This is a genomic window from Amycolatopsis sp. NPDC003676 (assembly GCF_053587275.1).
Map to the genome: position 1 here is coordinate 33,101 of NZ_JBSFNS010000060.1, position 13,591 is coordinate 46,691.

The 13,591-nt window shown below is 69.5% G+C and carries 13 protein-coding genes and 1 pseudogene; 12 read left to right on the top strand and 2 right to left on the bottom strand.

The features are described from left to right. Positions 1 to 5 precede the first annotated feature (5 nt). From pcaH to ACWDNU_RS28740, 12 genes are all read left to right on the top strand, one after another. A complete protein-coding gene (gene pcaH, locus ACWDNU_RS28685; RefSeq protein WP_449671179.1) occupies positions 6 to 740 on the top strand; it encodes a protocatechuate 3,4-dioxygenase subunit beta in 735 nt (244 codons plus the stop codon). Further along, complete coding sequence (gene pcaG, locus ACWDNU_RS28690) at positions 737 to 1,288, top strand: protocatechuate 3,4-dioxygenase subunit alpha (RefSeq protein ID WP_449671180.1); 552 nt, start codon at positions 737 to 739, stop codon at positions 1,286 to 1,288. Before pcaH ends, pcaG begins: the two co-directional genes overlap by 4 nt. 29 nt (positions 1,289 to 1,317) lie before the next feature. Then, positions 1,318 to 2,097: a 3-oxoadipate enol-lactonase gene (pcaD, locus tag ACWDNU_RS28695; protein WP_449671181.1), complete on the top strand. Its 780-nt coding sequence runs from the start codon at positions 1,318 to 1,320 to the stop codon at positions 2,095 to 2,097. Next, positions 2,094 to 2,495 carry a 4-carboxymuconolactone decarboxylase gene (pcaC, locus tag ACWDNU_RS28700; protein WP_449671182.1) on the top strand — a complete coding sequence of 134 codons (402 nt, stop codon included), beginning with the start codon at positions 2,094 to 2,096 and terminating at the stop codon, positions 2,493 to 2,495. Before pcaD ends, pcaC begins: the two co-directional genes overlap by 4 nt. 10 nt (positions 2,496 to 2,505) lie before the next feature. Further along, on the top strand, positions 2,506 to 3,312 hold the full coding sequence (locus ACWDNU_RS28705) for an IclR family transcriptional regulator domain-containing protein (RefSeq protein ID WP_370939530.1): 807 nt from the start codon (positions 2,506 to 2,508) through the stop codon (positions 3,310 to 3,312). 9 nt (positions 3,313 to 3,321) lie between these two features. Then, positions 3,322 to 3,912 carry a nucleotidyltransferase family protein gene (locus tag ACWDNU_RS28710; RefSeq protein WP_449671183.1) on the top strand — a complete coding sequence of 197 codons (591 nt, stop codon included), beginning with the start codon at positions 3,322 to 3,324 and terminating at the stop codon, positions 3,910 to 3,912. A 328-nt stretch (positions 3,913 to 4,240) separates the two neighbouring features. Then, entirely contained in the window at positions 4,241 to 5,119 is an 879-nt protein-coding gene (locus ACWDNU_RS28715) for an AAA family ATPase (protein ID WP_370939528.1), read from the top strand. Positions 5,120 to 6,251: 1,132 nt separating this feature from the next. Beyond that, complete coding sequence (locus ACWDNU_RS28720) at positions 6,252 to 7,367, top strand: vWA domain-containing protein (protein ID WP_370939527.1); 1,116 nt, start codon at positions 6,252 to 6,254, stop codon at positions 7,365 to 7,367. Further along, the gene (locus ACWDNU_RS28725) at positions 7,360 to 8,472 is read left to right on the top strand and encodes an XdhC family protein (protein WP_449671184.1); all 1,113 of its coding nucleotides are present in this window, start codon (positions 7,360 to 7,362) and stop codon (positions 8,470 to 8,472) included. Before ACWDNU_RS28720 ends, ACWDNU_RS28725 begins: the two co-directional genes overlap by 8 nt. Before the next feature lie 462 nt (positions 8,473 to 8,934). After that, positions 8,935 to 9,459, top strand: a complete 525-nt coding sequence (locus ACWDNU_RS28730) for a (2Fe-2S)-binding protein (protein WP_449671185.1) — start codon at positions 8,935 to 8,937, stop codon at positions 9,457 to 9,459. Beyond that, positions 9,459 to 11,897: a xanthine dehydrogenase family protein molybdopterin-binding subunit gene (locus ACWDNU_RS28735; RefSeq protein ID WP_370939525.1), complete on the top strand. Its 2,439-nt coding sequence runs from the start codon at positions 9,459 to 9,461 to the stop codon at positions 11,895 to 11,897. The genes ACWDNU_RS28730 and ACWDNU_RS28735 overlap by 1 nt, the downstream gene beginning before the upstream one ends. Then, positions 11,894 to 12,748 carry an FAD binding domain-containing protein gene (locus ACWDNU_RS28740; protein WP_370939524.1) on the top strand — a complete coding sequence of 285 codons (855 nt, stop codon included), beginning with the start codon at positions 11,894 to 11,896 and terminating at the stop codon, positions 12,746 to 12,748. The genes ACWDNU_RS28735 and ACWDNU_RS28740 overlap by 4 nt, the downstream gene beginning before the upstream one ends. Here ACWDNU_RS28740 and ACWDNU_RS28745 read toward each other — a convergent pair. Further along, entirely contained in the window at positions 12,745 to 13,299 is a 555-nt protein-coding gene (locus ACWDNU_RS28745) for an AAA domain-containing protein (protein ID WP_449671186.1), read from the bottom strand. The genes ACWDNU_RS28740 and ACWDNU_RS28745 overlap by 4 nt on opposite strands. Further along, positions 13,296 to 13,591: pseudogene (locus ACWDNU_RS28750) on the bottom strand (hypothetical protein); the annotation flags it as partial. The pseudogene ACWDNU_RS28750 and the gene ACWDNU_RS28745, both read right to left, overlap by 4 nt.

Sequence of the window (13,591 nt, forward strand, 5' to 3'; positions counted from 1 at the left end):
GCATCGTGGCCACACCGACCGAACGGCGCCTGCCGCAGTACCGGCCTGATCCGGACGGCACCCATCCGCCGCTCGACTACGCGCCGTACCGTTCCACCGCGTTGCGGCATCCGAAGCAGCCGCTGGTCCTGCTGCCGCAGATGCTCACCGAGGTCACCGGTCCTCTGCTCGGCCCGGGGCGGCTCGGCGAGTTCGACAATGACCTCACCCGCCAGCACGCGGGCGAGCCGCAGGGCCAGCGGATCATCGTCACCGGAAGGCTTCTCGACGGCGACGGGCGGCCGATCCGCGATTCGCTCGTGGAGATCTGGCAGGCCAACGCGGGCGGCCGCTACCGGCACACCGGCGACCGCTGGCCGTCCCCGCTCGACCCGAACTTCGACGGGCTCGGCCGCACGCTCACCGACGGCGACGGGCGCTACGAGTTCACCACCATCAAGCCCGGCGCGTACCCGTGGAAGAACCACGACAACGCGTGGCGTCCCGCGCACATCCACTTCTCGGTGTTCGGCTCGGCGTTCACCCAGCGGCTCGTCACGCAGATGTACTTCCCGGACGATCCACTGTTCTCGCAGGACCCGATCTTCAACTCCATCCCGGACGAGAAGGCGCGGCAGCGGATGATCTCCCGGTTCGACCTCGACCGCACCGAGGAGGAATGGGCGCTGGCGTTCCAGTTCGACATCGTGGTGCGCGGACGGGAACAGTCTGTGTTCGAGGACGAGGAGGAGGACGAGTGAGGCTCGAAGGCACGCCCTCGCAGACTGTCGGGCCGTATCTGTCCATCGGGCTGCCGTGGGACGACGGGCCGTTCGTGGTCCCGGAAGGCACCGAAGGCGCGGTGTGGATCCGCGGCGGGGTGTACGACGGCGCGGGAAACCCGGTTCCCGACGCGATGATCGAGACATGGCAGGCGGACCCGAACGGCGGGTTCGACCATCCCGACGATCCGCGCGGCAAGCCCGGCGAGCCGTTCCGCGGGTTCGGCCGATGTCCCACCGATGCCGAAGGCCGGTACCGGATTCTCACGGTGCTGCCCGGAGCAGTGCCGGACGCGACCGGGGCTCCGCAGGCCCGGCACATCGACGTGTCGGTGTTCGCTCGCGGGCTGCTCAACCGGGTCGTCACGCGCATTTACTTCGAGGACCAGGACAACGCCGGCGATGTCGTGCTGGCGAGCGTTCCCGAGGAACGCCGGGACACGTTGCTGGCCAAGAAAGACGGCACCGATTACCGGTTCGACGTGCGGTTGCAAGGCGAAGGCGAGACGGTGTTCTTCGCGGTCTGACCGGCCGTGTCCATTGTGGAGGTTCAAGCGTGAGCAGTGTCCGGGTGCACCGGGTCGTCGAAGGCCCGCCGGCGGGTCCGGTGGTGGTGTTCTCCAACTCGATCGGCAGCGACCACCGGATGTGGGAGCCACAGGTCGCGCCGTTGGCCGAACGCGGATTCCGCGTGGTCCGGTACGACACGCGCGGCCACGGGTCGTCGCCGGTGCCGCCGGGGCCGTACGACCTGGCCGATTTGGGCGGCGACGTGCTGGGGCTGCTCGACGACCTCGGCGTCGAGCGCGCGCACTTCGTCGGCCTGTCGCTGGGCGGGATGACCGGGATGTGGCTCGGCGCGCACGCCGCGGAGCGGTTGGCGAGCCTCACGCTGTGCTGCACGTCAGCGCTGCTCGGACCGCCCGAGATGTGGGCCGATCGCGCGCGTCTCGTGCGGGCCGAGGGCACTGGGGCGGTCGCGGAAGCCAGCGTCGGGCGATGGGTGACACCGGGTTACGCGCAGGCGCATCCGGACCAGGTCGCGTACCTGCGTGAGATGGTCACGGCGCAGCCCGACGAGGGGTACGCGGGCTGCTGCGAGGTGATCGGGCGGATGGATCTCACCGGCGACCTGCCGAAGATCTCCGTTCCGACGCTGGTCATCGCTGGTGCCGACGACCCGTCGACGCCAGCTGAGCCGCACGGGCGGGTCATCGCGGACGGGATCCCCGGCGCCCGGCTCGAGGTTGTCGCCTCCGCGGCGCACCTGGGCAGCTACGAACAGCCGGAGGAGTTCACCCGGCTGATCCTCGAGCGGATCACGGAGGAACAGTGACCGGAGACCGCTACGAGGCGGGCATGCGGGTGCGCCGCGAGGTGCTCGGCGACGAGCATGTCGACCGGGCGGTCGCGCGGACCACCGAGTTCAGCAAGCCGTTCCAGGAGTACATCACCGAAGCGGCGTGGGGTTCGGTCTGGACGCGCGACGGTCTCGACCGGCGGACCCGCAGCTGCATCACGCTTGCCGCGCTCACCGCACTGCACTGCCACGACGAGCTAGCGATGCACGTCCGTGCGGCAGTGCGGAACGGGCTTACCGCGGACGAGATCCGCGAAGTGCTGCTGCACACCGGCGTGTACGCGGGGGTGCCGGCGGCGAACACGGCGATCGGGATCGCCCAGCGCGTCCTCGCCGAGTTGGGAGAAACCACCGCCCAGCCACCGGCCGGATAAGGTTCGCCGCATGGAATCCGACGACCAGGCGGAACGCGGCGCGCACCACGTGCAGTCGCTGGAACGCGGGCTGGCGGTGATCAAGGCGTTCAGCGCCGAGGCGCCGCACCCGACGCTCAGCGACGTCGCGCGCATCACCGGGCTGACCCGCGCGGCTGCCCGCCGGTTCCTGCTGACACTCGTGGACCTCGGCTACGTCCGCACCGACGGCAAGTACTTCTCGCTCACCGCGCGCGTGCTGGAACTCGGCTACGCCTACCTGTCCAGCCTGAGCCTGGCCGAGATCTCGCAACCGCATCTGGAGCGGCTCTCGGAGCAGGTGCACGAGTCGAGTTCCGTGTCTGTGCTGGAGATCGCCGACATCGTGTACGTCGCGCGCGTCGCGGTGTCGCGGATCATGACGGTGAGCATCAACGTCGGCACGCGGTTCCCCGCGCACGCCACGTCGATGGGACACGTGCTGCTCGCCGACATGGATCGGATGGAACTCAACGCCTACTTCATCGTCGCCGACCTCGACCGGCTGACCCCGCACACGCTCACCCACCGCACCGCGCTCGAGGCCGAGCTGGCCAAGGTCCGGGAGCAGGGCTGGGCGATGGTCGACCAGGAACTCGAAGAGGGCCTGCGCTCGGTCGCCGCGCCGATCCGCAACCGGAAGGGGCGCGCGGTCGCCGCGGTGAACATCTCGACGCACGCGAGCCGGACGCCGGTGGACGTCGTCCGGACCCAGTTCGTTCCGCCGTTGATCGAGACCGCGACGGCCATTTCGGCAGATCTCGCCGCGGTCGCGCCCGGGCGAGCGGTCCGAGGCTGAGGAGCACCGATGCCGGAACCGGTTGCCGGACTGCTGCTCGCCGCCGGGGCGGGGCGGCGATTCGGTGGGCCCAAAGCCCTGGTCGAGTACGACGGGGAGCCGCTGGTCCGGCGGGCTGTCCGGAACCTGGCCGACGCCGGGTGCGCCTCGGTGCGGGTAGTGGTCGGCGCGTCGGCTGATCAGGTCCGCGAGCTGTTGCCGCCGGACGTCACTCCGGTGCCTGCCGAGCGGTGGCAGGACGGGATGGGGGAGTCGCTGAAGGCTGGGCTCGAGTCGCTGACGGGGGAGTCGGCGGCCGCGGTGCTCGTGCACCTGGTGGATCTGCCGTGGGTGCCTGCCGCGGCGCTCGCGCGGATCGTCGGGGAGGCGTCCGAGGACGCGGTCGTTCGGGCGGCTTACCAGGGGGTTCCTGGGCATCCGGTGCTGTTCGGGCGGCGTTGGTGGGGTGAGATCGCGGATTCGGCGCAGGGTGACCACGGGGCTCGGGACTGGTTGCGCGGACGGTCTGACGTGCGGCTTGTCGAGTGCGGTGATCTCGGTAGTGGCAGTGACGTCGATCGGCCTGGGGATTTGGCTGGGCCTGGTGCGGAGCGGCGATGAACGGTGTCGTGGTGCGGGGCTGAGCCGGCGGGTCCGGTCCGGTTGGGGTTGATCTGCTGCTCTTCGGTTTGTCTCGTCGGGACGGCGGCGCTGCGGGCCGGGGCGATGACGGGCTTGCGGTTGGGCGTGCCGACGGATCTGCGCGAGTTCGCGTGAGGGTTGGAGCCCAAGTCGAACTGGCGGTGAATCGGGTCGTGCCGCGATCCATCGCGGGCCTGGCCGTGAACGACACTTGATCTGCGGCTACCCGGCTCAGCGGCGCGCGGTTGAGCATTGCTGGGCGGCGGCGAACGGCGAACCTGGCGGTCGCAGATCTACGATCGGGGATGTGACAGAGTCCCTCGCCTCGCCCGACGCGCTCGCGGCTGCCCTCGACACCACCGGTTACCTCGCCGACGAGGGGCTGGCCACCGCGGGATTCCTCGCGACGCAGATGCAGCGTCCGCTCTTCTGCGAAGGTGAGCCGGGCACCGGGAAGACGTCGCTGGCGCTCGCGTTGTCCGAGGCGTTGCAGTGGCCGTTGGTGCGGCTGCAGTGTCACGAGGGCATCGACGCCGCGCAGGCGCTCTACGAATGGGACTTCCCCCGTCAGCTGCTGCACCTGCGCGCCCTCGAAGCGGCCGACGGCGGACGGCTCGATGCGGAAACTGCCGAGCGTTCGCTGTACACGGAGCGGTTCTTGCTCGCGCGGCCGTTGCTGCAGGCGCTCACTACGACGCCGTGCGTGTTGCTTGTGGACGAGATCGACCGCGCTGACGATGAGTTCGAGGCGTTTCTCCTGCAGTTGCTGGACGAGTACACCGTCACGATCCCGGAGTACGGCGAGGTGCGTGCGGAGCAGCCGCCGCTGGTCGTGCTGACGTCCAACCGGACGCGCGAGGTGCATGACGCGCTCAAGCGCCGGTGTCTTTACCACTGGCTTGAGCATCCTGATCTTGCTCGGGAGATCAACATCCTGCGCCGTCGGCTGCCGGGGATCGGCGAGACGCTCGCCCGGCAGATCGCCGACGCGGTGCACCGGCTGCGGGCGATGGACCTTCTCAAACCGCCTGGCGTCGCGGAATCCCTTGACTGGGCGCGGGCGTTGCTCGCGCTCCAGCGCGACGAACTGGACGCCGCGACGGCCGCGCGCACCCTCGGCGCGGTGCTGAAGTACAGCGAGGACCTCGACCGGGTGCGGGCGAAGCTGGACACGCTGTTCTCCTGAGCTTGCGTCCACTGTGGACTATCAGGTAATTCCGTTGCGGCGGGGTGCGGGATCGGGCATGCTTGAAGCATCACCGAATGACTTCGCCGACTTCACTGATTTTGTGACTGTGACTGTGCTTGTGCCGGAAGGAGGGCTCGTGACCGACTTCGCCCGGACTGCCCTCCCGGCCGTCCGCTGAGTTCCGTTCTTTCCTGAAGGTTCCGCGCGCCCGCCCTGTGCTACCGGGGCTGGCTGCTGCGCGCAACCACGGTCCGCGCACGCTGTCCCGGAGGCGGGACGGCGTGCGCGGCCGCCCTTCGCCGGGTGCCGTGGTTGACGCGGGGGTGCGGGCCTTTGGAGGTTTGGCGCGGAATGGTGCTGGGCTGAGATGGCTCGGGACGTTGTCGCGGGCGTGGTGCTGAGACCGACCGAGCCGAGACGGCCGGGAGGTTCGCGCGGCGGCTTGGCCCTGCGGAGCGGTGTGCCTGGGGAAACGACGGGCGGCGGCTTGGCATGGCGGGGCGGGATGCGCGCGGGCTTTGGTGCGGGCCGTGCTGTGCTTGGTCCGGACGATGACTCTTGGAGTTGTCTCGGCAGGCGGTGCTGGGTTCCCGAGCGTTGGGTGCGCGGGCGAGAGTTGGATGGAATCGTTCGCAGGTCTGGTGGCGCGGTGAGTTCGAGCAGAGCGGAACATCTGCGGGGCCGACGCGGTTCACTCTGGAATGGCGGTGCGGAGGAACACTGGCGAGCTGGAGCAGCTCAAGCCGGAACCGTCGCGCGCCCAAGAACCTCGACCCGGCCAGGAACCTCTGCGCGTCCAGGAACCTCTGCGAGGCCAGGAACGGCTGCGCGGCATAGAACCTCCGCGCCGCCTAAAGCACGTGCGCGGCCAAAAACCTCCGCGCGCCAAGATCACTGCCGACAACTGGCGGCCTGCAGCCGGACAGCCGCAACTTGGGGTTGCTGAGCCGTATCAGCTGTGGCGCTGGGGAGCCGCGTGGCAACCTCAGCTTGCCGAAACACGGCCCGGATCACCTGATCGACCGCGCCGGACCGCGTCGGGGGCGGTCGGCGCACGCGCTGGACACCAGCACAAGCTGCGTCAGGCTGTCGCGGCGCGGTTTCTCGCATTGGGGTCACAATGGGGGACATGAACACCGAAGTCGCCGACCCCCTCGCCGGTTACGCGGGGTTCGCGGCGGCATTGCGCGAAGCGGGCGTCGCCTGTGACGCGCGGCGGGTGCAGGCCTATCTGTCCGCCGTGGCGAAGGTCGATGTTGCCCGGCCGACGCAGCTCTACTGGGTCGGGCGGTTGACCCTTTGCTCCGACCCCGACGACTTGCCTCGCTACGAGGAAGCGTTCGCGCGGTGGTTCGAGGGAGACGACAGTCCTAGGGCGACCGGCGGGACTCCGGTGCGGAAGCAGGCCCGGATCGCTCCACTGATCGCGGCCGGCGGCGACGGGGAGAGCACCCAGGAATCTCACGACACGCTCCGCGTCGCGGCCAGCGATCATGAGGTTCTCCGGCATCGGGATCTCGCCGAGCTCACCAAGGCTGAGCGGGCGCACCTCCGGGAGTTGCTCGCGACGCTGCGGCCCGTCTTGCCTCGACGAAGGGCGGCGCGGCGGACGCCGGCGCATCGTGGTGCGCTTGATCCGGCGCGGACTCTGCGCGCCATGCTCGCGTCCGGTGGCGAGCCCGTTCGGCTGGCGCATCATCGGCGGGGGACGCGGGCGCGGAAAGTCGTGTTGCTGATCGACGTTTCCGGCTCGATGAGTCCGTACGCCGACGCGTTGCTGCGGTTCGCGCACGTCGTCGCGCGGGCGGCGCCGATGTCGGTCGAGGTGTTCACACTAGGTACTCGGATGACGCGCGTGTCCCGTCAGCTCAGGCAGCGCGATCCGGAGCAGGCGATGCTCGCCGCCGGCACCGCGGTGCCTGATTTCGCTGGTGGGACGAGGCTTGGCGAGACGCTCCGGGTGTTTCTCGACCGGTGGGGGCAGCGCGGGTTCGCGCGACGCGCGGTAGTCACCGTGTTCTCCGACGGGTGGGAGCGCGGCGACGTCAGCTTGCTGGCCGAGCAGCTCGGCAGGCTGCGCCGTCTCGCGCACGCCGTATTCTGGGTGAATCCGCACGCAGGGCGCGAGGGTTATGCTCCGGTCCAATCCGGCATCGTGGCCGCCCTGCCGCACATCGACCGGTTGCTGGCCGGGCACAGCCTGGCGACGTTGGAACGACTCCTCGGGGAGATTGCCGATGCGTGACGTACTGGACGACGTGTACCGCCGCTGGCAGGCGGGCGAAACGGTCGGGCTCGGCACGGTGGTGGCCACGTTTTCGTCGGCGCCGCGGGCACCGGGCGCGTCGATGATGGTCGCGCCGGACGGGACGGTCGTCGGGAGCGTGTCCGGCGGCTGCGTCGAGGGCGCGGTCTACGAGCTGGCCAATGACGTCGTCGCCGAGCGGAAGCCGGTTTTGCAGCGCTACGGCGTCAGCGACGACGACGCCTTCGCGGTCGGGCTGACCTGCGGCGGGATCATCGACATCTACGTCGAGCCGGTGGACCGCGCGTCGATGCCGGAGCTGGAGCGCGTCGTCGAATCGGTGCGCAGCGGCGAGCCGGTCGCGGTCGTCACGATCGTGGAGCACGAGACGCCCGGACTGGTCGGCGAGCACATGATCGTGTGGCCGGATCGGGTCGAGGGGTCCCTTGGCTCGTCCCGGATGGACGATGCCGTCGCCGACGACGCGCGCGGGCTTCTCGCCGCTGGACGCACCGGGACGCTCCACTACGGACCGGACGGGCAGCGCCGCGGCGAGGGCATGGCGGTTTTCGTGAACTCCTTCGAACCGCCGCCGCGACTGCTGGTGTTCGGTGCCATCGACTTCGCCGCCGCGATGGCACGGATGGGTGCTTATCTCGGGTATCAGGTGACGGTCTGCGACGCGCGCCCTGTGTTCGCGACCAGCAGCCGGTTCCCGGAGGCGCACGACGTGGTCGTCGACTGGCCGCACCGTTACCTGAAGGCCGAGGCCGACGCGGGCCGGATCGACGCGCGGACGGCGATCGCGGTCCTCACGCACGATCCGAAGTTCGACGTGCCGCTGCTGGAGGTCGCGTTGCGGCTCGACGTCGGGTACGTCGGCGCGATGGGTTCGCGCAAGACGCATGACGACCGGTTCGCGCGGCTCCGCGAGGCAGGGATCACCGAGGGCGAGCTGGAACGGTTGTCGTCGCCGATCGGCCTCGACCTGGGCGCGCGCACGCCGGAGGAGACGGCGGTGTCGATCGCGGCGGAGATCATCGCGCTGCGCTGGAGCGGGACCGGGCGGCGGCTGGCGGCGTTGACGGGGCGGATTCACAGCTGACTGAGCGGATTCGCTGACCCGGCAGGCTGGGGCGGTGCATCTCCAGCAGTTGCGGCGGGCCAGTAGCCGCCAGGAAGTGCGGCACCGTCCAGAACCGTCCAGACCGCCGTCCCGGGCGGCCGGAACGACCCACCTCAGCGGCGCAATCCGCCGGGAAAACCGCGTCCAGCAACGAAACCCGGTGAACGCCCGCCAAGAAACCGCGCCCCTGCGGCAAGATCCGCCCACCACCCCCGGCGGCTGAAAAATCACCCGTCCGGCTTCACGCATCTGCGCGTCAAAATCACCAAAACACCCGCATCTGCGGAACCACCCCGGCGACGTGCGACATCAGGACTTGTCCGCGCGCGATAGGCGTAGCACGCTCCCCTGTGAGGCCGATCACGATCGCGCCTTGGCCGTTCCCGAACCGGCCCGCCGCCTCCGCCGGGGCTGGCGGGCATTTGCACTTGGAGGCCTTTGATGCGCATCACCGTCACTGTCGACGGCACGAAATACACCGATGACGTCGAGCCGCGCACCCTGCTCGTCCACCACTTACGGGAACGCGTCGGGAAGGTGGGCACCGTCGTCGGGTGCGACACCAGCAACTGCGGCGCGTGCACCGTCCATCTCGACGGGCACAGCGTGAAATCCTGTTCCGTCCTCGCCGTGCAGGCCGACGGATGCGAGGTCACCACCATCGAGGGGCTGGCCCGCGACGGCCAGCTGCACCCGGTCCAGCAAGCTTTCCACGACAATCACGCGCTGCAGTGCGGGTTCTGCACCCCGGGCATGATCATGCAGTCCATCGACCTGCTCGCCGACAACCCGGACCCGGACGAGCAAGCCGTCCGCGAGGGGCTTGAGGGCAATCTTTGCCGCTGTACTGGTTACCAGAACATCGTGAAGGCGGTTCGCGACGCCGCGAAGCACATGAGTCCTGGTGCGGGGCCGGACGCCGAGAAGATCGATCAGCCCAACCACGTCGGCGTGGGTGGTGAATGATGACTGCCACGATCGAGCCTGAGGTAGGAAAGTCCCGGCGCCGCAAGGAAGACGAGCGGCTCATCACCGGGCGCACCCGGTGGACGGACAACATCGCGTTGCCGGGAATGCTGCATCTCGCGGTGCTGCGGAGTCCGCTGGCGCACGCCAAGATCGTTTCGATCGACACGTCGGCGGCGAAGGAAGCTGCTGGTGTCGTTGCCGTTTACACCGCTGCGGACCTCGACCCTGAGGGCGCGATCGGCATGCCGTGCGCGTGGCCGATCACGCCGGACATGGCCGCGCCGCGACGTCCGGTGCTGGCGTCGGATCGGGTGAATTTCGCTGGCGAGGGCGTGGCCGTCGTGGTCGCGCGGTCGTCCGCGGAGGCGCATGACGCGCTCGAGGCGATCGAGGTCGAGTACGAAGACCTGCCGCCGGTTCTCGACCTGGAAGCCGCGCTCGCCGAAGACGCGCCGCTCGTCCACGAGGAGTTGGGCAGCAACAAGAACGCCTTCTGGGTCTTCGATTCGGCCGAGGCGGGCACGGGCGGCAATGTCGAGGAAGCACTGTCCTCTTCGGAGGTCGTGCTCAAGCGGCGGTTCCGCCAGCAGCGCCTGGTGCCCGCGTTCATGGAGCCGCGCGCGTGCGTGGTCGACCCGACCGGCGCGCAGCTGACCATGTGGTCGGCCACCCAGGTGCCGCACATTCTGCGCGTGATGTCCGCGCTGACGCTGGGCATCCCGGAGCACAAGCTGCGCGTGATCGCCCCGGACGTCGGGGGCGGGTTCGGCGGCAAGATCGGCGTGCTGCCCGAGGAAATGATGTCCGTGCTGGTCGCGAACAAGCTCGGCAAACCGGTGAAGTGGAACGAATCCCGGTCCGAGACGATGCTCGCCGCGCACCACGGCCGCGACCAGATCCAGGACATCACGATCTCGGCGAAGGCCGACGGCACGGTCACCGGGCTCAAAGTCGAACTGCTCGCCAACCTCGGCGCGTACAACGGCCTGGTCGGGCCGGGCGTGCCGATCCTCGGCGCGTTCATGTTCAACGCGATCTACAAGATCCCGGCCTACCACTTCGCCTGCACCAACGTGTTCACCACGACCACGCTCACCGACGCCTACCGCGGCGCGGGCCGTCCGGAAGCGACGTTCGCGATCGAGCGGATCATGGACGAGCTGGCCGACGAGCTGGGCATGGACCCGGTGGAGCTGCGCGAAAAGAACTGGATCAAGCACGAGGAATTCCCGTTCACCACGGTCTGCGGGCTCACCTACGACTCCGGAAATTACGAGGCCGCGACCGAGAAGGCGAAGGAGCTCTTCGGCTACGACGCGCTGCGCCGCGAGCAGAAGGAACGCCGCGAGGCGAACGATCCGGTGCAGCTCGGCATCGGGATTTCGACGTTCACCGAGATGTGCGGGCTCGCGCCGTCGCGGGTGCTGGGTTCGCTCGATTACGGCGCCGGCGGCTGGGAATACGCGTCGCTGCGGATGTTGCCGACCGGCAAGGTCGAGGTCACGACAGGTGCGTCCGCGCACGGTCAGGGGCACGAGACGGCGTGGAGCCAGATCGTCGCCGACCAGCTGGGGGTGTCGTTTGAGGACGTTGAAGTCCTGCACGGCGACACGCAGTCCTCGCACAAGGGCCTCGACACGTACGGTTCGCGTTCGCTCGTCGTCGGCGGTATCGCGATCGTCAAGGCGGCCGAGAAGGTGGTCGCGAAGGCGAAGCCGATCGCCGCGCATCTGCTGGAGTGTTCGGAGGACGACCTCGAGTACTCCGGCGGCAAGTTCACCGTGAAGGGCACGGATTCGTCGACGACGATCCAGGACATCGCGCTCGCGGTGTTCGCCGCGCACAACCTGCCGGACGGCGTGGAACCGTCCCTTGATTCCGACGCCACCTTCGACCCGGAGAACTTCTCCTTCCCGCACGGCACGCACCTGTGCGCGGCCGAAGTGGACACGGAAACGGGCCAGGTGAAGCTGCGTTCGTACGTCTGCGTGGACGACGTCGGCAAGGTGGTCAACCCGCTGATCGTGGAAGGCCAGGTGCACGGCGGGCTCGCCCAGGGCATCGCACAGGCGTTGTTCGAGGAAGCCGTGCACGACGAAAGCGGCACGCTCACCACTGGCACGTTCGCCGACTATCTGCTGCCGTCGGCGGCCGACCTGCCGTCGTTCACCACGGACCGCACGGAGACGCCGTCGACCACGAACCCGTTGGGAGCCAAGGGGGTCGGCGAGGCGGGCACGATCGCTTCGACGCCTGCCGTGGTCAACGCGGTGGTCGACGCGGTGCGCCAGTTCGGGGTGAACGACATCGAAATGCCGCTCACGCCGATGCGCGTGTGGAACGCGGTGCGCACCGGTTCAGCCAATGCCGGCGGACCCGGCGGCGAGGCCGGTGGCGGTCTCGGTTCGATCGACGCCTCCGGAGGTGCCCAGTGATCCCGGCTCCGTTCGACTACGTCGCTCCGTCCACGGTGGACGAAGCCGTGCAGGCGCTCGCCGCGGCGGGCGAGGACGCCAAGGTGCTGGCAGGCGGGCAAAGCCTGCTGCCGGTGCTGCGGATGCGCTTGGCCGCGCCGACCACGCTGGTCGACCTCGGGAAGGTCGCCGAAATGCGCGGAGTGCGCGAGGACGGCGACGCGCTCGTGGTCGGCGCGATGACGACGCATTACGAGGTCCAGCGCGACCCGCTGATCGCCGAGCACGCGGCGTTGGTGAAGGAAGCGACTGACACTGTCGCGGATCCGCAGGTGCGGCACCGCGGCACGTTCGGCGGCGCGATCGCGCACGCGGATCCGGCAGGCGACCTGCTGGCTCCGGTGCTCGCGCTGGACGGCGAGCTGGTGCTGGCCGGTCCGAACGGTCGGCGCACGGTGTCCGCGGCGGAGTTCTTCCAGGACTACTTCACCACCGCGCTGGCCCCGGACGAGCTGCTCGTCGAGGTGCGGCTGCCCAAGCACACCGGCTGGCGGGCGCACTACGAGAAGTTCAACCGGGTCGCCCAGGCCTGGTCGATGTGCGCGGTGGCGGCCACCGTGCGCACCGAGGGCGGCGTGATCGAGGAAGCCCGGGTGGCGTTGACGAACATGGGCGCGACGCCGGTCCGGGCGACTGGCGTGGAGCAGGCGTTGCTCGGCGCGCAGGCCAACGCGGAGACGATCCGGGCGGCCGCCGCGCACGCGGCCGAGGGCACCAACCCGGTCGCGGACGGCAATTCCGACGTCGAATACCGGCAGCACCTCGCGCGGGTGCTGACTGGGCGTGCTGTCGCGGCGGCGGTGGGCGCCTAGCGGACCGGCCGTGAAGCCCAGGTGAGCCCCGCCCAGCGCGCGGTCTCGACGGTGGCGAACGGATCGAGCTGCCCGGGATCGCCCACGAACAGCCCGCGATCGAACCGATTCGCGATGCGCAACAACATGTCCGAGCGCATCTGATACGCCTCGTCGATGATCGCGTGCGACCAGCTGCCGTCGGTGATGGTGGCCCACTTGGCGGCGGTCCCGATGACGATCGTGCGATCGGCCAGGTCGGCGGGTTTGGTCGCGACGCGGACGTTCGCGTGCTGGTCGACCCGCTCGCTGGTCACGTACGCGGTACTGGAGAGGCGGCCGATGCGCATCGCCGGATCGGCCCCGGCGAGGCGGTCGATGAGGTCGTCGACCTGCTCGTTGGTCTGGGCCACGATCATCCGCTGATCGTCGTCCTCGGCGAGCTGGCGGGCGGCCCGCACGACCAGCGTGGATTTGCCAGCGCCGGGCGGCGAGTCGACGACGATGGCGCGATGGCTCGCGTCGCGCAGGTCGGTGAGAATGTTCGCGACGGCCTCGTCCGGCGTGGTCACTGCAGCTCCTCCCCTTCGTCGTCGGTGGGCGGCGCCCATTCCGGCGGCGGACCGCCGTGCGTCCACGGGGTGTCCTCGCGGGCGGGCAGATTCAGCTGACCGTTGAACGGCGTCGGCGAGAACCGCGCGAACCCGAGGGCCTCACCGTCGGCGGGCACCGAGCCGGGTTCGGCGACGAGCTTGCGGCCCATCCCGCCCGAGAGTTCGAGCACCATGCCGTCACCGTCGATCTCGACGCCGACGCCATTCCAGCGCTCATGGCGGGCAATGCGGTGGTCTTGAAGCCGGACAA

What these genes read in the sequence shown, in the direction of transcription:
- ACWDNU_RS28720 (WP_370939527.1), top strand. Translation starts at nt 6,252, where the DNA reads ATGAACACCGAAGTCGCCGACCCCCTCGCCGGTTACGCGGGGTTCGCG.
- ACWDNU_RS28725 (WP_449671184.1), top strand. Translation starts at nt 7,360, where the DNA reads ATGCGTGACGTACTGGACGACGTGTACCGCCGCTGGCAGGCGGGCGAA.
- ACWDNU_RS28705 (WP_370939530.1), top strand. Translation starts at nt 2,506, where the DNA reads ATGGAATCCGACGACCAGGCGGAACGCGGCGCGCACCACGTGCAGTCG.
- ACWDNU_RS28710 (WP_449671183.1), top strand. Translation starts at nt 3,322, where the DNA reads ATGCCGGAACCGGTTGCCGGACTGCTGCTCGCCGCCGGGGCGGGGCGG.
- ACWDNU_RS28730 (WP_449671185.1), top strand. Translation starts at nt 8,935, where the DNA reads ATGCGCATCACCGTCACTGTCGACGGCACGAAATACACCGATGACGTC.
- ACWDNU_RS28735 (WP_370939525.1), top strand. Translation starts at nt 9,459, where the DNA reads ATGACTGCCACGATCGAGCCTGAGGTAGGAAAGTCCCGGCGCCGCAAG.